General features: G+C 48.3%; 19 protein-coding genes. 7 read left to right on the top strand and 12 right to left on the bottom strand.

The window, feature by feature from the left end; all coding sequences use genetic code 11:
• Positions 1-19: 19 nt before the first annotated feature.
• Complete coding sequence (locus M654_RS02940; RefSeq protein ID WP_026589038.1) at positions 20-556, bottom strand: GNAT family N-acetyltransferase; 537 nt, start codon at positions 554-556, stop codon at positions 20-22.
• A gap of 250 nt (positions 557-806) precedes the next feature.
• On the opposite strand from M654_RS02940, the gene M654_RS02935 reads away from it, so the two are divergent.
• Entirely contained in the window at positions 807-1379 is a 573-nt protein-coding gene (locus M654_RS02935) for an undecaprenyl-diphosphatase (RefSeq protein WP_026589039.1), read from the top strand.
• Positions 1380-1439: 60 nt separating this feature from the next.
• Here the strand turns inward: M654_RS02935 and M654_RS02930 are convergent, their stop codons facing one another.
• Positions 1440-2366 carry a manganese-dependent inorganic pyrophosphatase gene (locus M654_RS02930; RefSeq protein ID WP_026589040.1) on the bottom strand — a complete coding sequence of 309 codons (927 nt, stop codon included), beginning with the start codon at positions 2364-2366 and terminating at the stop codon, positions 1440-1442.
• 132 nt (positions 2367-2498) lie between these two features.
• On the bottom strand, positions 2499-3320 hold the full coding sequence (locus M654_RS02925; protein WP_026589041.1) for a manganese catalase: 822 nt from the start codon (positions 3318-3320) through the stop codon (positions 2499-2501).
• 135 nt (positions 3321-3455) lie between these two features.
• On the opposite strand from M654_RS02925, the gene M654_RS02920 reads away from it, so the two are divergent.
• Complete coding sequence (locus M654_RS02920; protein WP_035428533.1) at positions 3456-4181, top strand: YqjF family protein; 726 nt, start codon at positions 3456-3458, stop codon at positions 4179-4181.
• A gap of 371 nt (positions 4182-4552) precedes the next feature.
• Here M654_RS02920 and M654_RS02915 read toward each other — a convergent pair whose 3' ends face one another.
• Both M654_RS02915 and M654_RS02910 read right to left on the bottom strand, forming a co-directional pair.
• Complete coding sequence (locus M654_RS02915; protein ID WP_026589043.1) at positions 4553-4963, bottom strand: CBS domain-containing protein; 411 nt, start codon at positions 4961-4963, stop codon at positions 4553-4555.
• A gap of 65 nt (positions 4964-5028) precedes the next feature.
• Positions 5029-5970, bottom strand: coding sequence for a magnesium transporter CorA family protein (locus tag M654_RS02910; RefSeq protein ID WP_026589044.1), 942 nt, complete (start codon positions 5968-5970; stop codon positions 5029-5031).
• Between the two features lie 165 nt (positions 5971-6135).
• Between M654_RS02910 and M654_RS02905 the strand changes: the two genes are divergently transcribed.
• From M654_RS02905 to M654_RS02895, 3 genes are all read left to right on the top strand, one after another.
• Positions 6136-7434: a hemolysin family protein gene (locus M654_RS02905; protein ID WP_026589045.1), complete on the top strand. Its 1299-nt coding sequence runs from the start codon at positions 6136-6138 to the stop codon at positions 7432-7434.
• Positions 7435-7583: 149 nt separating this feature from the next.
• Positions 7584-8795, top strand: coding sequence for an ammonium transporter (locus M654_RS02900; RefSeq protein WP_026589046.1), 1212 nt, complete (start codon positions 7584-7586; stop codon positions 8793-8795).
• 19 nt (positions 8796-8814) lie between these two features.
• Positions 8815-9165 carry a P-II family nitrogen regulator gene (locus tag M654_RS02895; RefSeq protein WP_003185936.1) on the top strand — a complete coding sequence of 117 codons (351 nt, stop codon included), beginning with the start codon at positions 8815-8817 and terminating at the stop codon, positions 9163-9165.
• 44 nt (positions 9166-9209) lie between these two features.
• Here M654_RS02895 and M654_RS02890 read toward each other — a convergent pair whose 3' ends face one another.
• From M654_RS02890 to M654_RS02880, 3 genes are all read right to left on the bottom strand, one after another.
• The gene (locus M654_RS02890) at positions 9210-9782 is read right to left on the bottom strand and encodes an ATP-dependent Clp protease proteolytic subunit (protein ID WP_026589047.1); all 573 of its coding nucleotides are present in this window, start codon (positions 9780-9782) and stop codon (positions 9210-9212) included.
• A 12-nt stretch (positions 9783-9794) separates the two neighbouring features.
• Entirely contained in the window at positions 9795-10400 is a 606-nt protein-coding gene (locus M654_RS02885; protein ID WP_026589048.1) for an RNA polymerase sigma factor, read from the bottom strand.
• A gap of 135 nt (positions 10401-10535) precedes the next feature.
• Entirely contained in the window at positions 10536-11414 is an 879-nt protein-coding gene (locus tag M654_RS02880) for a stage II sporulation protein SpoIIQ (RefSeq protein WP_026589049.1), read from the bottom strand.
• A gap of 202 nt (positions 11415-11616) precedes the next feature.
• Here M654_RS02880 and M654_RS02875 point away from each other — a divergent pair, with 202 nt between their 5' ends.
• Positions 11617-12114, top strand: coding sequence for a GNAT family N-acetyltransferase (locus tag M654_RS02875; protein WP_026589050.1), 498 nt, complete (start codon positions 11617-11619; stop codon positions 12112-12114).
• Between the two features lie 41 nt (positions 12115-12155).
• Here the strand turns inward: M654_RS02875 and M654_RS02870 are convergent, their stop codons facing one another.
• Complete coding sequence (locus M654_RS02870) at positions 12156-12599, bottom strand: YwnF family protein (protein WP_026589051.1); 444 nt, start codon at positions 12597-12599, stop codon at positions 12156-12158.
• Positions 12600-12844: 245 nt separating this feature from the next.
• Here M654_RS02870 and cls point away from each other — a divergent pair, with 245 nt between their 5' ends.
• Positions 12845-14293 (top strand): cardiolipin synthase, encoded by a 1449-nt coding sequence (cls, locus tag M654_RS02865; protein ID WP_026589052.1) that lies wholly within the window; start codon positions 12845-12847, stop codon positions 14291-14293.
• Positions 14294-14347: 54 nt separating this feature from the next.
• Here cls and M654_RS02860 read toward each other — a convergent pair whose 3' ends face one another.
• Genes M654_RS02860 through M654_RS02850 form a run of 3 tightly spaced genes read right to left on the bottom strand, consistent with a single transcriptional unit; the run spans position 14348 to position 23195 of the window.
• Entirely contained in the window at positions 14348-15778 is a 1431-nt protein-coding gene (locus M654_RS02860) for a DHA2 family efflux MFS transporter permease subunit (protein ID WP_201278489.1), read from the bottom strand.
• Positions 15779-15780: 2 nt separating this feature from the next.
• Positions 15781-16005 (bottom strand): MbtH family protein, encoded by a 225-nt coding sequence (locus tag M654_RS02855; RefSeq protein ID WP_026589054.1) that lies wholly within the window; start codon positions 16003-16005, stop codon positions 15781-15783.
• Positions 16006-16034: 29 nt separating this feature from the next.
• On the bottom strand, positions 16035-23195 hold the full coding sequence (locus M654_RS02850; RefSeq protein WP_026589055.1) for an amino acid adenylation domain-containing protein: 7161 nt from the start codon (positions 23193-23195) through the stop codon (positions 16035-16037).
• Positions 23196-23205 lie beyond the last annotated feature (10 nt).

Below are 23205 nucleotides of genomic sequence, written 5' to 3'. Positions count from 1 at the left end.
GGCTCTTACATTTGTTGTCCTATTCATTTTTCTTTTTCAACCACTCATGTTTTAAAATGCTCATTTCCCAAGCACTCCAGTATTCATCACCATTTTTTGCTGAATCTCTTAGCAAACCCTCTTTCATAAATCCCGCTTTTTCGTAACAGGCGATAGCTGAAACATTGAAGTCAAATACCCCTAGACTGACTCTGTGTAAATGAAGTTCATCAAATGCAATACGAAGGATTTTCTTGATCATTTGCTGACCTATTCCTTTGCCTCTTGCATTTTGATCACCGACTAATACTTTTCCCACCCTTGCAGATTTGTTTTTTCGGTCAATTTTCCCTAAAGAGATATGCCCAATCACATCACCGGTGTCACCATCAATTACTTTATAAGCTAATGTTTCTGAGTGATCACTGTTTGCATTTTCGATATATTTTCCTAGTTGAGCATCATTCAAGGGATAATCAAACGCCGGTCCTCCCCATTGAAGTAAAAATTCCGGTGAATCAATCCATTTCATCAGTTGACTGAAATCGGAATACTCAAAATATTTTAGTTCAACCATCACATCATTCTCCTCTCAAAGTACGGTTGCATGGTAGGGTTGCCATGCTTAGTAATGACGCGTTGTCCTTTTTAAGGATAGAAGAAATAGGTCTCGGCTATTTCAACGATACCTTCCGTTTGGTCAGGTATCCAATATCAACAAAAATCTTTTAAAGAGTCTTTATTGAAAATGAAACCTTTTTAGACGTCATCTCGTCCCCTTACTGTCTGACAAAAATAGAATTCTAAAATATTAAAAAGGTGATTTTGTGAACTACGAATTATTCAACGCAATCCATAATCTATCACACCACAGCAATATTCTCGACAATCTGATGATTTTCATTACGGAAAAAGCGATTTACCTGTACGCGCTGGCGCTGTTGGCGATTTGGCTTTTCGGAGGCCACGCTTATAAAAAAAGCGTTCTTCAGGCGGGATTTACAGGCATTTTGGGCTTGGCAGCCAATTACCTGATCACCTTGATATATTTTGAGCCGCGACCTTTCGCCGCTCACCATGTCAACGTATTGATCCACCACGCTGCTGATGCGTCCTTCCCGAGTGACCATACGACGGGAGCATTGGCGATTTCGATCGCATTCTGGCTCATTCACCGTAAAATCGGGAGCTTGATGATCGCTTTTGGTTTATTGACGGGCTTCTCCCGCATCTGGGTGGGGCACCATTATCCGCTTGATGTTTTAGGAAGCATATTGGTAGCTATATTCGTCTCACTGATTGTACTCAAATTTTCCAAACATTTAAATCCGCTTTTCCATTGGATCATTTCCTTCTACAATACGATCGTGCAGCAATTAAGAAAAGCGATCTTCAGATAGTGTGCGACAACAAAAAGCCCTGGCAGCGGATTGCGGATCCGGCTGCCAGGGCTTTTTTCATTATTTCAATGCATCGGTAAGCGGCGGAACAATTTGTTTTTTACGGGATACAACGCCTTTCAGCGTCGCTGTGTTGTCTGTCAATGTGACATTAAACGCTTTTTCCACTGCTTGTGCAGCTTGTCCTGAAGCGACGACGACAGAGTCGTTTGTCAAAATGTCTGTGACGACGAATACAAATAAATCCAGCCCTTTTTCCGCAACCACTTTTGAAAGCTCTGCATCCACTTCCTCTTTACGGGAAAGGACATCGTTTGTGTCGACTGTATTGACTTGGGCAATCTCCACTTTATGGCTTCCCATCGTAAATTCCTTCGCATCAAGCGACAGAAGCTGAGGAATCGTTTTGGCGCTCAGATCGGCGCCCGCTTTCAGCATGTCCAGTCCATAGCTTTCAGCATCAACGCCGGCGATTTCAGCCAGTTCTTTTGCCGCTTGGACATCTTCATCTGTGCAAGTCGGAGATTTAAATAAGAGGGAGTCTGAAATGATCGCTGACAGCATGAGGCCGGCAATATCCTTTTTGATCTCCACACCGTTTTCTTTGTACAGCTTTTTCAAGATCGTCGCCGTACATCCAACAGGCTCTGCACGATAATATAACGGATCGCTTGTTTCAAAATTGGCAATCCGGTGATGGTCAATGACTTCAAGCACGCGAACCTTATCGAGGTCATCTGCGCTCTGCTGGCGTTCGTTATGGTCAACCAAAATGACACTGTCTGTTTCATTTGCAACAGTTTCGACAAGGCGGGGAACTTCCGCATTGAATTTCTCAAGCGCATATTCGGTTTCACCGTTGATTTCGCCCAGGCGGACAGGTTCTGCGTCCAAGCCGAGCTCTTTTTTCAATTCCGCGTATGCAATCGCTGAACAAATCGTATCCGTATCCGGATTTTTGTGCCCGAAAATAAGTACTTTACTCATTTGATAACTCCTTACTTTTGTTTTTATAGTAAGCTTACCTGACAATAAAAAAATCTGCAAACCTGTCATTTATTTTAATATTTACGAAGTGTTTTGTCATTTTAAAAAATAAAAAAAGAGCCCTCGGCTCTTTTATTCTCCATAGTCAGGCGTATTGTGGCTTTGTTTTGGAGCAGGCTTCAGGTCCGGTTGATCTCCGTAAGCGACCGGAGCGCTCTCATATTGAAACTTCTTCCCGTCCGGTGCATCCTCTTTCAGCCAATCAAACTGTGCGCTTTTTTCTCCATCTGAAAAATTGTATAAAGTGTGTGCAAATTCTTCCTTCTCATATTTTGTTGGAACCGTGCCCGGCACAATGACACCTTCTTTTTCTTCCAATTCCTTGATCGCAGCCAGCCATTGATTTTGGTGCATTGTATCTCTTGCCAAAAGAAAGCCGAGCATATCTTTTACACCCTTGTCATCCGTCATCTCATAGAGCCTGGCGACCTGCAGGCGGCCTTGTGATTCTGCATTGACATTTGCACGGAGGTCGGCAAGAAGATTGCCGCTCGCCACAATATACCCTGCATTCCATGGAACGCCCGTGCTGTTTTCCGGCATGGCCCCGAGGCCCGAAACGATCGCATGATGCGGGTTCATGCCGCTCATGATTGAACCGATCACAGGATCTTCGGCCGCTTCCTCCTGTTCATAAACGGGGGCATCTTCAAGCAGGTGTGCAATCATCGTCGCAATCATTTCGACATGCCCGATTTCTTCAGCAGCGGTATCCATGATTAAGTCTTTGTATTTTTCATTTCCCCTCGTATTCCAGCCCTGGAACAAATACTGCATCGCAACGGAAATTTCGCCGTATTGGCCGCCGAGAATCTCCTGCATTTTCTTTGCGAAGACAGGGTCCGGCCTTTCAGGCTTAGCCGGGTATTGCAGAACCTTCGTATGTTTGAACAAATGAATCACTCCCCTTATTTATGCGGCTGTTTTTGATTTAACCGGAGAGGCTGATCATCAAACGTTACAATATGCCGTGAATGTGTTGCAGATGGATGTTTTAAGCATAATAAAAGAAAAAGGAGCGTTTTTTAGATGACGATCACAACTACTTCACATCGGCCCTTTCCGCTCCCGAAAGGCCCCTGGATAATGGCACAGACGTGGAACGATGTATTGTTCGCTCATTGGCCTGTCGAACCTGCAGCCATTCGCGGGAAAATACCGGCAGACTTGGAGCTGGAGACGTTGAACGGAAAGGCTTGGATCGGCATTTTGCCTTTTCTGCTGACAGATCTGCGGGCCCGCTTTTTGCCGCCCATTCCTGTCATCAGCAGATTTCCTGAGGTGAATATCCGAACATATGTCACATATCAAGGTGTACCAGGTGTTTATTTTTTCAGTCTTGATGCCGGATCACGTTTAGCCGCCTTGAGCGCGAGGCATTATTTCCATTTGCCGTATTTTCACGCAGACATTGCCTTTAACAAAGAAGACAGCCGGATTCGATTCTTCAGCAGAAGGTCTGATGCAAAAGCTGTCTTTCACACCAGCTATGGTCCGCTGTCAGATCCCTTCAGCGCCCAAAAAGGAACGCTCGAATACTGGCTGACGGAAAGATACCGGCTGTACACTGCACACAATCGCCGGATCTACTATGAAGACATCCACCATTCACAATGGACGCTTCAAGAGGCCGAAGCAGAATTTCACCAAAATACAGCGGCAGCAGCGAGCGATCTCGTATTGCCTCATACCGCCCCGCTCCTTCATTACGCTAAAAAGCAGCACGTCTTATTTTGGGCGCTTCAAGGGGTTTAGTGATGGGATTGAAAAGAAAGCCGAATAGTGAAATACCAGCTACTCCATATCAAGAGGGGTTAAAAGAAACACTAAATTCTACATAAAAAATAACGCAGAAGACAGGCAAATTATTTATTGATTCATGACTAACAAAAAACCTCCAGATGAATGCCGATCTTGCATTTATTACAAAAGGAAGAGTAAAATACTCTTCCTTCAGCGTATCGACAAACCCTCGCATTCATTGTCAGACCTGCTAAGTCGGTGCTCACGGATGATAACGAGGTTCGGCGGCTAATTGCGCAGGCGTCCTGCCTGAACGCCGCCGTCATCACATCCTGTGAAAGTTTTCTCCGATGCTCGGCCTTCCTAGACTGCTTCCTTACGGCTTAAGCGGGCTTTGAAATGTCGCTTAATGCCTTCCCGGCTTTCTCATCCGCAGCATTTGTTACGGAAAGATCGCCCAACGCGACAATCCCTTCCAAGCGTCCCTCTTCAACAATGGGCAGTCTGCGAATTTGGTGTTTTGCCATCAGATCACTGGCTTCCTCAGCCGACATGTCAGAATGGCCTGTGACCATTTCAGTGCTCATCACATCTTCGGCCGATGCATCGATGGCGTTTTCTGCTACACATCTGATCACAATATCACGGTCTGAAACGATCCCCAACAATGTTTCATTTTCGCAAACAGGGATTGAACCAACCTCTTGATCACGCATTTTGCCTGCGATTTCTGTTACGGATGCAGATGGTTCACAGCATGCGACAGCGGTTGTCATGATATCCTTCAGTTTCATTTCGGCTTCCTCCTTTATCAGCGGTTTAGTATGTGCTTATCCGCTAAAAACGGAGATTAAACATATTAAAAGCCGTCCTTTCTTTTTTTGTCTTTTAATAAATCACCTGTCCAGCCCTTCTTTTTCAAATATAAATAGACAAGAACGGTCGATAAAAAAATCAGAATCAGCGAAAACAAGTAGCCGTATTTTAATGATAGTTCAGGCATGACTTCAAAGTTCATCCCCCAAAGAGCGCCGAATGCCGTCATCGGTGTAAAGATCGTCGTAAAGATTGTCAGAGCTTTAAAGATCTCATTCCCACGATGGGAAGTCACCACTTCTTCGGAATGAAGCAAATAATTGATTTCATTTGCATATTCTTTGATCAAATCAATGCCTCTGTCGATCCTGCAAAAGGTGCGGCGTTGTTCAATGGCAGCGAAATCCTTTGATAAAAATGCTTCTTTGATGCCCATTCCGATTTTTTTCATAGATAAAATCAAGCTTCTCATGATCAACAGCTCATGGCGCCGCTGATGAATGAGTTCAATGATGCTTTTGTTATTATCATGGTGAAATCCCCATCTTAATTTTTCAAGCTGCACTTCAAAGTGCTCAAGCTCATGCAAATACACTCTCATTAATTCCCCCAGTAACACTAAAAACGCTTCTGCTGCATCATGACATCTCATCAATTGTTCATGCAACCGCTGGAGGCTGACCTCTGCGAAAACGGAGAAATCTAAATTCATCGTGAAAAAATAGTTTTTTGTTAAATAAAAATGAAAAGCTGAGCGGTCCTGCTCCTCTTCTGGTTCCTGATCATAAATATAAGAACCGTAAAGGGCTTCCCTGTCTTTGGCGGCAACATTGAGATCCAAGCAATTGATATTGGTTGAAGGAACGCCTTGAAACCATTTCCGGCATCCCGGCCAGTGATCGGATCGAATCAGCCCTTGTGCCTCTGCCTTTTCGTGAGGGCCAAGCTGATACCATGTCCAGCCATCTCCCTGAAATACTCTCATCTTCTGATCCCCTCCTCTTAAATCCAGCCCATTTGCTTTATATGTCTTTGCCCGCCTTTTGCACAAATAAACATGTTTGCCATGTGTGAGGAGGTGGAATGTAGCGAGTATGATGTTTTCATAGAAAAGGAGGTGTGCGCCTTCTTTTTTTCAGAAGGCCTGGCATTGGAAGTTTTGAAGCTGATCGCTGTAGCCGTTTTAATTGCTTTGACGGGATTTTTCGTGGCGGTTGAATTTGCCATCGTTAAGGTCAGACGAACAAAGATCGACCAATTGGTCATCCAGAAAAAAAGGGGCGCGCTTGCTGCCAAAGAAGTCACCTCACACCTTGATGAATATTTGTCAGCCTGTCAGCTCGGCATCACAGTGACGGCGCTCGGTCTCGGCTGGCTTGGTGAGCCGACGATGCAAAGCTTATTGCATCCCCTTTTGACTGCACTCGGTTTGAATGAGCCGGCGACGCATATTTTTTCATTTCTTTTCGCTTTTTTATCCGTCACTTACTTGAACGTCGTCATTGGAGAACTGGTGCCTAAAACCGTTGCCATTCAAAAAGCCGAGATCGTGACACTTCTGTTTTCTAAACCAATGACTTGGTTTTATCGAATCATGTTTCCGTTTATATGGCTGCTCAATCATTCGGCCCGCATGATCACCGGCATTATCGGAGTGAAGCCGGCCGGAGAACATGAGCTGGCCTACACGGAGGAAGAACTGAGAACACTCCTGTCAGAGAGTTATCAAAGCGGAGAGATCAACCAAAATGAATGGAGATATGTGAACAATATTTTCAAATTTGATGAGCGAATGGCTAAGGAAATCATGGTGCCGAGAAATGAAATGAACGTCTTATCCCTGGAAGACGGGATACAAAACGTGAAACGGCTGATCAAACAAACCAAGCATACCCGTTTCCCCATCATGCAAAAGGACAAAGACCACATTGTCGGAATGATCAATATAAAAGAACTGCTTCTGGCGGAGCTTGCAGGCGAGTTCACTATGGAAGCCGAGCAGCTAAAACCTTATATCCATTCCGTCATCTACGCCATTGAAACTGTTCCGGTGTACAAGCTGTTCGTTAAAATGCAGAAAGAACAAATCCACATGGCGGTTCTTTTGGATGAATACGGCGGAACATCAGGCCTGGTGACCATCGAGGATATTGTGGAGGAAATTGTCGGTGATATTCGTGATGAATTTGATACAGAGGAAGTATCCGATATTCGCAAACTCAAAGAAGATTATTACATCATGAGCGCCAAGGTACTGGTCAAGGATGTAAACGATCTGCTTGGGATTCATTTAACTGATGATGAAATCGATACAATCGGCGGCTGGTTTCTCACACAAAACATCGAAAGCAGGCCCGGAACCGAAATCGAAAGTGAAGGGTACCTTTTTAAAGTGAAAGAAATGGACGGCCGTCGGATCGTGTGGATTGAAGTGACAAAAGCGGCATGAATCCGGCGATTCATTTTATTCGCCCCCGCCCTATCTGCTTTTCTCCCTAAAAACCATGTGAGGAAATCTAACATAGTCATCATGTTATCTTTCTTTAGTCACTATAATGAAAGAATAAAAGAATTTGAACTACTACGGAGGAATGATACATGCAGATGGGGGATACAGTATTTATGTTCTTTTGCGCGCTGCTCGTGTGGCTGATGACGCCGGGCATCGCTTTATTTTACGGAGGCCTGGTCAGAAGCAAAAATGTGCTGAGCACTGTCATGCACAGCTTATCATCGATTGCCATCGTCTCACTGATATGGATTCTATTCGGATATTCTCTCGCTTTTGCTCCGGGAAACCCTTTGATCGGCGGCTTGGAATGGATCGGTTTACACGGAGTCGGATTTGATCCGAATCCAGATTACTCGGAAACGATCCCGCATACGCTCTATATGATGTTCCAGTTGACGTTTGCCGTTCTGACGACGGCGATTATTTCCGGAAGCTTCGCTGAACGGATGCGCTTTCCGGCCTTCATCCTTTTTTCCGTGCTGTGGGTCGTGTTCGTCTACTCTCCTGTCGCCCATTGGGTATGGGGCGGCGGCTGGCTTGCCGAGCTCGGAGCGATCGACTTCGCCGGAGGAAACGTCGTTCATATCACATCAGGTGTCGCCGGCCTGATCGTCGCGATCGCGCTTGGCAAACGAAAAAATATCAGCGACACCGCGCCTCATAACCTGCTTTTGACATTGCTGGGCGCTGCGCTGATCTGGTTTGGATGGTTCGGTTTTAACGTCGGAAGCGCATTGACGATTGATGAGGTCGCCATGACGGCTTTTATCAACACCAATACAGCGGCGGCCGCGGGCTTGATCGGCTGGGTTTTGGCGGAATGGCTGATCAATAAAAAACCGACAATGCTCGGAGCCGTTTCGGGAGCGATCGCCGGACTTGTGGCGATTACGCCGGGTGCAGGGTTTGTCACGCCTTTTTCATCCGTCTGCATCGGCTTGATCGGCGGAGCCGTCTGTTTTTGGGGTGTGTTTTTCCTAAAAGAAAAATTTGGTTATGATGACGCACTTGACGCCTTCGGGCTTCATGGCATCGGCGGAACCTGGGGCGGGATTGCGACAGGCCTGTTTGCCACAACTTCAGTCAATCCGGCGGGAGCCGACGGACTTTTCTACGGAAATGTCAGCCTGCTGTGGAAACAACTGATTGCCATTGGTGCAACATATTTGTTTGTCGCAATCGTGACTTACGCTATTATTAAGGTAGTCGGTATCATCTTTACACTCCGTGCCTCAGAGGATGAGGAGACGCTCGGCCTTGATCTGACGATGCACGGCGAAAAAGCGTATCAAGATTAATTTGTCAAGGAGTGATGGTATGAGCGGTCAAATGTACAAAGTGGAAATTGTAACTCGTCCTACAAACTTTGAAAAGCTGAAAACGGAGCTGGCCAAAATCGGAGTCACTTCAATTACGTTTTATAATGTCCACGGCTGCGGTCTGCAAAAAGGACATACAGAGCTATACCGCGGCGTCAAACGCGAAAGCAATGTATATGAAAGGTTAAAAGTCGAAATCGTCGTCAGCAAGGTGCCCGTCGAAAAAGTGGCCGAGACGGCGCAAAACGTCCTGAAAACCGGAGAGCCCGGAGACGGCAAAATCTTCATATACGAAATCAAAAACACCATCAACATCCGTACAGGCGAAGAAGGTCCTGACGCTTTATAAAGCAAAGCTCCCGGGCGAGACATGACCCGGGAGCTTTGCTTGTGTTACAGGATGTCATCAATGATGCCGTATGCCTTCGCTTCATCCGCATCCATAAAATAGTCGCGTTCCATGTCGGCTTTTAACTTTTCAATAGGCTGACCCGTCCGCTCATGGAAAAACAGCTGTATTTTTTCCTTCAGCTTGATGATCCGCCTTGCCGAAATCTCCATGTCGGTCGCCTGCCCTTTAACACCGCCGAGCGGCTGATGGATCATGATTTCGCTGTTTTTAAGGGCATACCTTTTCCCTTTCGTTCCGCCCGCCAAGAGGATCGCTCCCATGGAAGCCGCCATTCCCACACAAATGGTGCGGATGTCCGGCTTCACATATTCCATCGTGTCCAATATTGCATAGCCGGCCGATGTTGAGCCTCCCGGGCTGTTGATGTAAATCGAAATATCCTTTTCATCATCCTCCGCTGACAAAAACAGCAGCTGGGCGGTGACGCGATTGGCCAGGTCATCCGAAAATTCCGAGCCGATCATAATGATGCGATCCTTGAGAAGCCTTGAAAAAATATCGTATGACCTTTCTCCCGCCGCTGTTTTTTCAATAACATAAGGAATGGTGTTCATTGCCTTTACCTCCTAGGCAGCACACCTCAGCATGCTTTGGCAAGACGGCTCTGAAGCCCCGGAAAGCCAAGTCTTTTTCGCATATTCAAGCAGAAAATCGGGGTTGTGGAACAAAACCGCCTGAACGAGCAGCCTGCCGTATTCGTGATCCTCTTCTGCCGCCTCCCTTTGAATTTCATCTTTAGAAAGGCCTTTCAGCCGCTGGCGTGACCTGAATAAAAGCGATTTGACGGACGATTCGGGTTTATTAAGCGCTTCGGCAATTTCGTGCAGCTGAAAGGAAAAGACATCCTTGAGCAAAAAAATGGTTAACTGCTTCGGAGTCAGGACATCTGAAAGCTTTTTCAGCAAATGCGCGAACTCATCGGCCGCTTTGATCGTTTCTGTCGGCTCGGATAACGGATGCTCAGGCGAGAGAAAGCACTCCCGCTTTCTTTTTCTGAGCCTGTCGATCCATTTATGCTTCGCCACCGTTTTTTGATAAGCATGTGAGGCGTCTGTTTGATTGATTTCCATTAATTTCAGGAATGTATCCTGAACCAAATCTTCGGCATCCCATTTGTCGCCGGTGATTTTCATACAGTACTTCATCAGCGCTTTTTGATTTAACTCATTCATGAATGAATTCACACTCCTTAAAGAGGCCTCTTACTTTAATAAACGGATGACTCCGCAGATTTGATACGGGGTTTTAACATATTGTAGCAAAAAAAAACGCCTATCATGATGATAGGCGCTAAAACCGCATATGGTTTACTGCTGGTTTGTATCTTCTTTCTGGGTCTCATCTTGGGTTTCTGAGCCCTCAGAAGAATCTTCACGTTTCGTTTTTCCGTCTTTGTCATCTTTTTGCTCTTTGGCTTTTTCATCCGTTTTTGCTTTTTCTTCAACAGAAGGCTGTGCAGGCTCTTTCACTTCTTCAGAAGCCTGTTTCTCGATTGCTTTTTCAATGCTTGAAACCGGCTTGTCCATGAAGTTCAGCGGGTTTAATGCCACTCCGTCTTTGCGGATTTCAAAATGAACGTGGTTTCCGCCTTCTTCATTGTAAAGGTTTTTGCCTGCTTTTCCGATGACTTGATTTTGCTCAATTTTGTCGCCTTGTTTGACGCTCACTTCAGAAAGAGACTGATACACCGTTGATAAACCATCTTCATGTTCCACCTCAACAACGTAGCCCAGTACAGGGTCTTTTGCAGCTTTGATAACCGTACCGCTGAGAGATGCGGAAACATCGAATGTTTTTCCGTCTTTCTCAGCCAAGTCGATACCTTTGCTCATGCTGTACGTGTTATTATAGTTTACAAGTGCTGCTTCTTTCTCTTCTTTAGTTGCGTCTGTTTCAAAAAACTTTTTAACGACAGAAACATTCTCAGAATCAACAACCGGCATCGCGACATTTTCTACTGGTTTTCCTACTTCTACCGCGTCATCACGGTTATCATATGCTGATTTGTTGCCATCATCTGTGAGCTGGTCTTTCACATCGTTATTGGATGCAGATTGATACCAGAGAACGGCAGTTAATACAACGACTGCACTGCTCAGATAAATGGCTGGAAATACCCAGCGTTTACGAAAAAACTGTTGTAGCTTTGTGATTTTGGAAGTACGATTCTTTTCTTCCTCTTTCATAACTCATCACCTCAGCAACATTCTGAACACTTTTCAGAAAATATATACATTTACAAAAAACTTTTTTTCTGATTCGTATTTTCAGAAAGCCTCATGATGATGCAAAAACGAAGGCTGAGGTGAACATGAAATTGGGGCGTGATATAGACAACGAGCCGATTTCATGTTCATGATCAATTCAAACGAAGAAAGGACAGAGCGCATGAAATTACGCATCGCCAAGCAATCAGACCTTGCCGAAATCGTCAATATCTACAACTCCACAATCGCTTCTCGAATGGTCACGGCAGATATCGAACCGGTGTCACCGGAAGAAAAAATGAATTGGTTTTTAAACCACACCGAAGCACGTCCCCTTTACATCGTCGAAAACGAAGCGGGGGAAACGATCGGCTGGATCAGCTTTGAATCGTTTTACGGTCGGCCCGCTTATGCCAAAACCGCCGAAGTCAGCATTTACCTCCATGAAGCCCACCGCGGAAAAGGGATGGGTTCTAAAATATTGCAAATCGCGCTTGAAGCGGCGTCTAAGCTGGGAATTCGTTCTTTAATGGCTTTTATTTTTGCCCACAATACTCCGAGCATCAGGCTTTTCGAAAAGCACGGGTTTGCCGAATGGGGGCATTTCCCCGGGATCGCTGAAATGGACGGGAACCGGTACGACTTGAAAATACTCGGAAAAGAACTAAATGAAAGCTGACGGGACACAAAAAAAGAGCTGAGATACAGCTCTTTCCTTCATTATTCAGCTAATCTCTGTCTTCTGTTTTCCTCTTCATTTAAAAACTCCAAAAAGCTTCTCATCACAGTAAACGGCTCTTCTTTGACCGCCCGGACATAGCGGTTTTTCCGATCGTCAGGAAGCACTTCGCTTTTTTGCATCCGGTCCAAAATATAGGTCATCACCGTCTTCTGGACATTTCTTTTTTGGTGGGACGACTCTTTGAGCAAAGCCATTCCAAAAGCGGCGCCGATGGCGGCGATGCCGATTTTAATATACGATTCCGTTCCGAAAGACACCTGGCCCCAGAATGTTGAGAGATAAATAAGCGAAGCCAAAAGCAGCGGAATGGCCACAAACAGAAAAACGAGCCTCTTCTTTAAGATCGGGGCAGCGACCCGCTTGAGATTATCCAATTCTTCCTTCATAAAGGCCGGCATTTGATTAAATGTTTCAATATCCATAAAAATCCCTCCTGCATTCGTTAAGAGACCTTATTCCGGTAATAAATCCGATTTCTATATTTATATCGTAACTTAGTTCCAACATGTTTTACAGTTTTTTGCCTTATCTTCCTTTTCGAAAGAAACTTTTCTGTTTTTGATCCGTATATCATGAGATAGTTGCTTGAAAAGGGAGTAACTGATATAAATGGAATGTATAAAAACAAATCCGTCTTGCGAGGTTCAACATGGATATTATTAAAAATATTAGCATCACATCGATATTTCTCGGTTTTATATTAGTAATAAATACACTTTTGGCAATCGTTGTGATTTTTAGAGAACGCCGCGATGCAAGCGCCTCCTGGGCCTGGCTTCTCGTTCTCTTCTTCATTCCCGTCCTCGGATTCGGCCTTTATTTGCTGTTCGGCCATAATTTAAGCCGGAAGCATCTCTTTCAATGGGAAGACCGGAAAAGAATCGGGATGGAAAAAATATTGGAGCAGCAGCTCGCTAAGCTGAAAAGCCGCGAATTTGCATTTCGCAATAAAGCGACGGCAGACAGCAAAGACTTAATTTATATGCACATTGTCAATAATCACGCCGTTTTCACAGAAGACAATGCCGTTGAATTGCTGACCGACGGGCGCCAGAAATTTGACCGCCTCCTCCGCGATATTGAAAACGCCAAAGACCATATTCATCTGCAATATTATATTTATAAAGGCGATGATATCGGAAAAAAGCTGCGCGATGCGCTCGTCAAAAAAGCAAAAGAAGGTGTGGAAGTCCGCGTTCTGTACGACGAATTGGGGTCGAGAAGCTTGCGAAAGAGCTTTTTTAAAGAGCTGATCAAAGCTGGAGGCTATGTCGAAGTGTTTTTCCCGTCGCGGTTTAAATTTATCAACCTGCGCATGAATTACCGCAACCACCGCAAGCTGGTCATTATCGACGGTGTCATCGGATATGTCGGGGGATTTAATGTCGGGGACGAATACCTCGGCCTGAACCCCAAGTTTGGCTATTGGCGGGATACGCATCTCAGAATCAAAGGAACCGCCGTCCACTCCATTCAAACGCGGTTCATCCTTGACTGGAATCAGGCCTCACATCACCATGACATTACTTATATGCCAAACCACTTCCCTGAAATCGACTCTTGCGGAAACATCGGCATGCAGATTGTCACAAGCGGACCGGATTCGGAATGGGAACAGATCAAAAACGGCTACATTAAAATGATCTCGACGGCCAAACGGTCCATTCTGATTCAAACGCCTTACTTCATCCCTGATGCAAGCCTGCTCGACGCGCTCAGGATCGCTTGTTTGTCGGGAGTTGACGTCAGAATCATGATCCCGAACAAGCCCGACCATCCTTTTGTGTACTGGGCGACTTTTTCTTATATCGGCGAGCTTCTGAAAGCAGGTGCAACAGTATTCATTTACGATAACGGCTTTATTCATGCGAAAACGATTATCGTGGATGAAGAGATTTCATCAGTCGGAACGGCCAATATTGACATGCGCAGCTTCAAGCTGAACTTTGAAGTCAACGCCTTTTTATATGACGAGGAAATTGCCAAAAGCCTTGTTCTATCATTCGAAAAAGACCTGCGAGTATCGAAGGAGCTGACGATTGAAGAATATCAAAACCGAAGCAGAAACGTCCGTTTCAAAGAGGCCATTTCCATTTTGCTGTCACCGATTTTATAGAATGGCAAAAGCAAATCCCCCTGGGTGTATCCAGGGGGATTTTTTCCGGGTCTGTTATTCTCCTGCCGCCGGGGCATCATGGGCTGCCGGCGAAGAGCGTTTGCCGGTGCTGGGGGCGATGTCGGCATCACGGATGCTAAGCGCGAAGCAAAAAGCGGCTGCTAGGAACCCCGCCGCACCGAGCAAAGCCGCCCGGTAAGCCGCAAAATCCGGCGCAAAATCCCCCGAATGCCGGCTCATGAGGGCAAGCAGGCAGCTCAAGGCCGCAACCCCTAAAGCCGAACCGAGCCGATTTTGCACATGAAACAATGTCGTCGCCCGCCCCATTGAAGCTGATGAAATGTTGGCGAAAGAAGTGATCTGCACCGCACCGACCGCTTGACCCAAGAAAAATCCGGCCAAAAACAGCAGCATCCTCAAAAACCATGGATTTGATCCCGGGCCGGTCAAGCTGATCAGCGCAAACATCACGGCGGCGCATAACAATGCGGCAGAAATCAGCCGGCGCGGACCAAATTTTGCAAGCGTCCGGGGCATCACCTGGGAAGCAAGCATCAGCCCCAGCGCTTCAGGAAATGTGATCAGCGCCGTATCCAAGGCCGAATAATGGAGCACTTCCTGATACATCAGCGGAAACACATAAAGCATACCGAGCAGTCCCGCGGCGGACAACAACGAGATCATGCTCATCGTTCCAAACACCCGCTCAGACAGCAATCGCAGATTGAGAAGCGGCTGCTGAACCTGAAGTTCGACAAATACGAGCGCTGTCAAAAGAATCAGTCCTCCGATCGCGGCAGCAAGTACAGCAGGTGAAGCGAATCCCCGCACAGGGGCCTGGCTAAGAGCAAAAATCGCCAGCGCCATTCCCGGCGCTGAGAGAAGAAATCCCGGCAGATCGAACCGTTCCGCCTTTGATTCAATATGCTCGTCAAGGAACAGCATCCCGAAGAGCAAAATGATGATCCCGATCGGAATATTGATATAAAAAATCCAGCGCCATGACAGCTGATCAGTCAAAAATCCGCTGATGATCGGCCCGAGTGCCGGAGCAACGGCGACCGGAAGAACAAGAAGGCGGGAAATTTTAGGCCGCTCATGCGGCGGAAACGTTCTGAACAGGATCGCCATTCCCACCGGCGTCATCAGTCCTCCACCTGCCCCCTGGATGACGCGAAACAAATTTAAAGCCGCAAGATGATCGGCAAGCCCGCATAATGCAGATGACGCCGTAAACAGACCAAGCGCGATCAAAAATATCCGTTTTGTCCCCCAGCGGTCGCCGAGCCAGCCGGCAACCGGAAGGCAAACGGCGAGGCTGATTAAATAGCCGATATTGACGATGGCGGCTGCCGACGGAGGTGTCTGGAATTCATTGATGATGGCCGGAAGCGCCACATTGACGACGCTCGCATCCATTGCGGCCATAAACATCGCCGTCACATATACGACACTGACAACCGTCCTTTGATTGAACGGTCTCATGTTCACTCCTCACCGCCGTGAACTCCGAGAGCAGGCTTCAGACTGTTCGGGCGCAAATCGGCCCAATTCGAACTGATGTATTCCTGACAAGCGCTTCGGCTGTCTTCTCCAAAGACCGTCGTCCAGCCGGCCGGCACATCAAGAAAGGCCGGCCAGAGCGAGTACTGGCCTTCATGATTCCTTAAGACGACATATGCGCCGTTTTCATTCTCAAAAGGATTCGTCATCTTTTTCTCTCCCTTCTTATCCTCGAACTTTATTTCATCATCGCAGCCAATTTTTCCGCAAGGACTCGGCCAATTTCGGCAAGAGGACCCGGCTGGCACAAATCTTTATGCCGGCAGTCAATATCATGCTGTTCAATTTCACCTTGAAGATATGGACGCCATGATTCCGGTTCAATCGGATCAAACCATTCCGGAATAACGGTTGATCTGAAGAATAAAAGATCCCCTTGATAGGTTTGCGGCTTATATTCGCTTAAAATGCGAACCGAATTCACATAAGTTTCTTTCAGGTTCAAAATCGCCGATTCATCAAGACTGGCAAGCGCACTGCCGTCGCGGCGCAGGATGTCGATCGCGCTGGAAAGCTCAAGCGGCTCCCCGTCAAGACTGTCCGGATCGTATCCGCCCAATGCTAAGAGAGCAACAAGCGCTTCCTGCTCATCTGGGGCATCTTTAATCGGCAGAAAATGATTCGGATAAGCATCAAGCATGACTAGAAGAGAAACGGTTTCTCCTTGCTTTTGAAGCTGTGTGGCGATGGCGTGCACAACATTGCCTCCGAGAGACCAGCCGAGAAGGCGGTAAGGGCCGGCAGGCTGAATCGTACGAATATGACGAATATAATCTGCAGCCATTTCACCCAATGTCTGCGGCAATGTTTCCTCTCTTGCAATACCTCGGGCCTGAAGGCCGTAAATCGGATATTCTTTGTTTAGAGACGTCATCAAACCGGCGTAGCACCAGCTCAATCCTCCGGCAGGGTGCACACAGAACAGAGGCGGCTCGCTGCCGCCCGCTCTCAGCGGAAGCAAAACATCTAACGCATTGTGGCCGCCGCCGGCTTCAATCCGTTCGGCAAGACCGCTGACAGTAGGAGCTGCCAACAAATCACCGATGCCCAATTCGACGCCGAGCGCGTCGCGAATGCGGCTCATCAGCTGAACGGCGAGCAGGGAATGTCCGCCAAGCTCAAAGAAACCGTCATCGATGCCGACCCGTGGCAAATTCAAAATGTCCCCAAAAAGATCGCACAGTATCTCTTCCTGTGGTGTGCGCGGTCCTCTTCCTTTGACCGCCGCTGTAAAGTCAGGTTCTGGCAAGGCTTTGCGGTCGAGCTTGCCATTTGGGGTAAGCGGCAGGTCAGCAATATCAACAAAGGCTGAAGGCACCATGTAGTCAGGCAGTGTTCCGGCGGTATACCGGCGCAGTTCTGCCGGATCTGCCCCTGCATCTGACGCAGGAACAATATAGGCGATCAGACGCTTGTCTCCCGGCTGATCTTCCCGAACCACGACAGCGGCTTGATCCACATCATCATGCTGAACAAGCACAGCTTCAATTTCACCCAGTTCAATCCGGAAACCGCGAATTTTAATCTGCTGATCCGCGCGCCCCATATAATCTAGAGAACCATCCGGACGCCAGCGGGCCAGATCACCCGTCCGATACATCCGCGTCCCCGGAGGCCCATACGGATCGGCGACAAACCGTTCAGCCGTCAAGTCCGGTCTTCCCAAATAACCGCGCGCGAGCCCGCTTCTCGATACGTAAAGCTCTCCGGCTACACCGGGCGGAACAGGCTCAAGGCATGAATCAAGCACATATACGCCAAGATCGGGTATCCCGCAGCCGATCAGACTGTTGGCTTTTAGAGAAGCAAGCTTCCGATCAAGGGAAATGTAGCTGACATGTACCGTGGTCTCCGTGATTCCGTACATATTGATCAGTGAAGGGAAATGTTCCGGATGACGCTCATACCAGTCTTCCAGCCGGCTCAGCTCGAGCGCTTCTCCCCCGAAGATGACAAAACGCAAAGTCAATAGCTTGCCAATCTCAGGATTGTCGCGATCTGCCTGCATCAATTGATAAAATGCCGACGGCGTCTGGTTGAGCACTGTTACACCTTCATTGACAAGCAGGCGCAAAAACTCACGCGGCGAGCGGCTGATGGCGTGAGGAACGACAACAAGCCTCCCCCCTTGCAGCAGCGGGCCCCACATTTCCCAAACCGAAAAATCAAACGCATAGGAATGGAACATCGTCCAAACATCGTCTGCACCAAAATGGAACCATTGCTCTGTCGCTCCGAACAGCCGGACAACATTCTGATGCGGAATGACGACTCCTTTTGGCGTACCGGTTGAACCGGATGTATAAATGACATATGCCGGGTGGAGCGGCTGTAAAGGCTCAAGACGATCCGCGTCACTTGGATTCGTGTCAGGACAGTTTTTCAATTGCTCCATCGTGTGGCGATCATCGAGTGTGATTTGTAAAACAGCTCCTGCATCAAGATGAGAAGCAGTCTCTAAATTTGTAATGATACAAGCAGGTTCGGAACTTTTTAGCATAAAAGCGATTCGTTCAGCCGGATAATCCGGATCAAGGGGAACGTATGCCGCACCTGCTTTAAGCACAGCCAGCAGACCGATGACCATTTCGAGCGACCGCGGAAGCGCCAACGCTGCAAATTGTTCAGGGCCGATCCCTTTGGCAATCAGCAAGTGAGCCAGCCGGTTCGCCCGCTTGTTGAGTTCATCATAGGTGAGCACCCGATCCTCATAGGTGACGGCAATCGCTTCAGGATGAAGAACGGCTTGCTTCTCAAACAGTGTCGGTAAACAGGCCTCATGCATCTGAAGCGGGGCTTTATTCCACGCGGCCAGCATCGTTCTCCGTTCTTCCGGCAGGAGGATTTCCAGGCGGCCAACCGGCTGATCGGGGTCAGCCGCGGCGGATCCGAGCAGTCTGACAAGCCTTGCAGCCAGCGCTTCAGCCGTATCGCGCTTAAACAGATCTGTACTGTATTCAAGGAATCCGGCAATCCCTGCCGGTGTTCCGTCTGAATGACGATGTTCGCGAAGCTCGATCGTCAAATCAAACTTGGCGGCTCCGACACTTCTGACTTCAAGCTGAGATTCGAGGTCTGAAAAGTCAAGCGTCGGTTCAGACGTGTTTTGAAACGCCAGCATGATTTGAAAGAGCGGATGTCTCGCACGTGACCGGGCTGGATTGAGAACTTCAACAAGGCGTTCAAAAGGAAGATCTTGATTTTCATATGCATCAAGATTTACTTTTCGAACCCTGGAAAGGAGCTCGCGAAAGCTTGGATCACCAGATGTGTCAGTCCGGAGCACAAGCGTATTGATGAATAATCCGATCAGCTCGCCGAGCGAGTCATCGCTTCTTCCCGCGATCGGGCTGCCGATCGGAATATCGCTTCCAGCTCCCATTCTTGACAGCAGTGTGGCAAGCCCCGCCTGCAAAATCATAAACAGACTGACTCCGCTTGTGCGGGCCAAGCCGAGCAGCCGGCTGTGCAGCTCCTCATCAATGCTGAGCTGAATCGTGTCTCCGCGATAGCTTGATTCAGCCGGCCGCGGAAAATCGGCTGGAATCTCAAGCTGGTCCGGCACATTCTGTAGCGTATTTGTCCAAAATTTCAGTTGCTTTGCAATCAGACTTTCCGAATTGTCCTCGCTTCCAAGGAGACGTTTTTGCCAGAAACAATAGTCGGCATATTGTACGGCAAGCGGCTGCCACTCCGGAGCTGTCCCTTTGCAGCGGGCGTTGTAAGCCTCCGCCAAATCACGGGTCAGCGGTGTTAAAGACCAGCCGTCACCAATCATATGGTGCAGAAGCAACAGCAGAACATATTTGTTCTCTCCAAGCACGAAAAGCCGAGTACGGAACGATGGCTCTTGTGCAAGGTTAAAGCTGTATCTGACAGCTTCATTGATCGCTTCCTCCAGCTCATTTTCGTTAATGGAAGAAACATGCAGTTCAGGGCGGGCTTTAGCAGGTTCTAAAATATGCTGGTACGATGTTCCTTGCCTCTCCGGAAAAATCGTTCTCAGCGGTTCATGTCGTTCTGCAATATCGCATAAAGCCCTCTCAAGCGCTTCCTGATTCAGCTTGCCCGACAAGTTGACGACGACCGGAATATTGTATGTTGGACTCGGCCCTTCCAAACAGTGTAAAAACCATAGCCGGCTCTGGGCAAAGGAAAGCGGAATTTCTTGGCGCCGCTCAACCTTCCTGAGAGCCGGACGGGCGCCCGCCGCCTGATCAAGCTGTCTGGCAAGTCCTGCAGGAGTCGGCTTATCAAATAAACGGCCGATGCCAAGCTCGGCACCCAGAACATCGCGAATACGGCTCATGAGTCTGCCGGCGAGAAGCGAATGTCCGCCAAGATCAAAAAAGCTGTCATCTATGCTGACGTGTGACAATCCGAGTACCTCAGCAAACAAATCGCATAAAATCTCTTCCTGCGGCGTTCGCGGCTCACGTCCTGCACCCTGGGCGCTCACCTCGGGAGCGGGCAGCGCCTTGCGATCCAGCTTTCCATTCGGTGTCAACGGAAGCTCGTCTAAAATGACGAATGCGGACGGCACCATATAATCAGGAAGAGCATCACTGACATGGCGGCGAAGTTCAGCCGGATGAGGGTCCGCTTCAGGTACGGGAACGATATATGCGGTCAGGCGCGGGTCGCCCGGCCGGTCTTCACGCACGATAACAGCAGCTTGGTGAACATCACAATGGCTGGCGATCACGGCATCGATTTCCCCCGTTTCGATACGGAATCCGCGGATCTTAACTTGATGGTCTACCCTTCCGATATAGTCCAAAGAACCGTCAGAGCGCTGCCGCACGAGATCGCCTGTCCGATACATGCGGGATCCCGGCGGGCCGAAAGGATTGGCAATGAAACGCTCAGCCGTAAGATCAGGTCGGCCCAAATAACCGCGCGCCACCCCTGTACCGGCCACATAAAACTCACCTTCCACTCCCGCTGGAACAGGCTGGAGGGCAGCATCCAGTACATATACTTGTGTGTTCCAAATCGGGCGGCCGATTGAAGGTGCTTCCTTCCGCCCATTTTCCAATGCGGCAGAGGTTGACCAAATCGTCGTCTCAGTCGGACCATAAAGGTTTGTAACCTGACAGTCCAGCTCTTGCAATTGCTGAGCAAGGGTGCTTGAAAGAGCCTCTCCTCCAACAAGCACCTTGAGTCCGCGGAGCTTTTCCGGGACGCTTGACACTAATGCATGCCACAGTGTCGGTGTTGCCTGCATGATCGTAATGTTTTGCTTATCAAGCACGTTCCCCAAAGCGCTCGGATCTTGTACAGTTTCCTTCTTCGCGATAACGAAACAGGCTCCGCTGATAAGGGGCAAATAAATTTCCAGCGCCGATATGTCAAAAGCAATCGTAGTAACCGCCAAAAGCCGGTCATGCCGCTGCAGTGCAAACGTCTCCCGCATCGATAGAAGAAAATTGCATAAGTTTTCAACCGATACGATAACACCCTTAGGCCTTCCGGTAGAACCCGACGTATAGATCATATATGCGGGATGCTGAGGCGATGTGCCGTGTCGATCATAAACAGCCGGATTGGCGGCGGAATAGCGGCTGAGTTCATCGATGACGTCATTGTCGTCAATCATCATGCTCTCGGCCTTTATATGCTCTGGTATGTTTGCTGCGGTCTCTTTGCTCGTCAAGACAAGCATCGGTTGAGCATCGCTGAGCATATAAGCGATCCGCTCAGACGGATATTCCGGGTCGATCGGCAAATATGCCGCTCCAGCCTTAAGAACGGCAAGCATGGAGATCACCATTTCCGTTGAACGCGGCAGCGCCAGTGCAACAAACCGCTCCGGTCCGGCTCCTCTTTCGATCAACAGATGGGCCAGCCGGTTCGCCCGTTCATTCAATTCGGAATAGCTGAGTACATCATCCTGGAAGACCACCGCAGGCGAGTTCGGATTTTCTTTCGCCTGCATCTCAAATAATTCAGGAAGAGTGTCATCCGGAAGTGCGTGATCTGTTTCATTCCATTTGCTAAGCGCCTGATGGCGCTCTTCAGGCAGCAGAAACTCTATTTTGCCAACAGGCATGTCCTGTCTTGCGCCGGCGAATGTTTTCAGAATAGACAGAAAACGATTCAGATGCTGCTTCAGATCATCATCATGATATACGGCGGGATTTGCATCCATATTTACCTTCATGCCGCTTCCGCCAGGCCTTCCGTAAATGTTGATCGAAATGTCGTCGACAGGCCCTGTCGCAAGATTGTGAACAACTCCGGGATGTCCGGCAAAGCTCAAACCGCCGGTAAATGGCAGCAAATTAATCTGCGGACCGAACAGACGCTGGTTTTCCCCAAGCAGTTTAAGATCGCGCCGCAGCTCTTCATGACGATAATGCTGATGACGGCGCAACTTTACGATTTCCTCAGAAATCTGCTTCATCAGGCGGGCCATTCCCATTTCCGGCTGCACAGATATACGAAGCGGCAAAAGATTCATGACCATGCCGGGAATATTCAACGAAGCCGATCCTAATCGGCACATCATCGGCAGTCCGAGCACGACATCACGCGCCCCTGTGAGACGATGGAGATAAATGGCGGCCGCGGCAATGACTGCTTCATGCCAGCTTGCTCCCAGCGAGCTGGCTGCAGACAAGAGCCGATCTGCGCTTTCTGCAGGCAGATGAACAGATTTCCGCAGAAAACTGGAAGATGTTCTCGGCGCCCGGCCGGCAAGGCTGGGTACGTCCGGTTCATCACGGAAGCGATCCAGCCAAAATCGGCGGTCCTTTTGATATTGATCTGACGAACGATACACCGACTCTTCCTTAAGAATCGAGTCAAAGGAGCCGAAGGGCCGATCATGATCAAGCGGTCGCCCTTGAACCAATGCGGTATACAATTTTGACAGCCGCTCGGCTATAAGGGCAAAACTGAATCCATCGGTTGCGATGTGATGTGCCCGGTGATACCAGAAAAAAAGATCCGGCGCCGCTTTAAAAAGCGCTTCTGTAAAAAGCGGGCCGCTGCTCAGATCGACCGGCCGGGCAAGGTCGCTGTTCATCCATTCTTGAGCGGCCTGCCGCGGATCCGGCTTTGAACTGACATCAATGAAGTGGATGTGAAAATCTGAAGGCGGCGCGATCACCTGCCAAGGCCCTTCCTCATCTTCTCCAAATCGAAGGTGCAATGTATCAGCTTCTCCGATCACTTGCCGAAGGGCTTTCTCAAAGAGCTGCTGGTCAATCGGACCGCTGATTTCTACATATTCAGCGGTATTATAGATCGGATTTTGCGGATCAAGCTGCTGTGCATACCAAATGCCGGCCTGTGCTCCGGTTAGCGGCCTGCGGTTTTCTTGATATTGAGACATGATGTCGACC

The organism is Bacillus sp. NSP9.1 (assembly GCF_000465465.2).
GTDB lineage: Bacteria > Bacillota > Bacilli > Bacillales > Bacillaceae > Bacillus > Bacillus sonorensis_A.
This window is presented reverse-complemented; position numbering and strand designations above follow the sequence as displayed.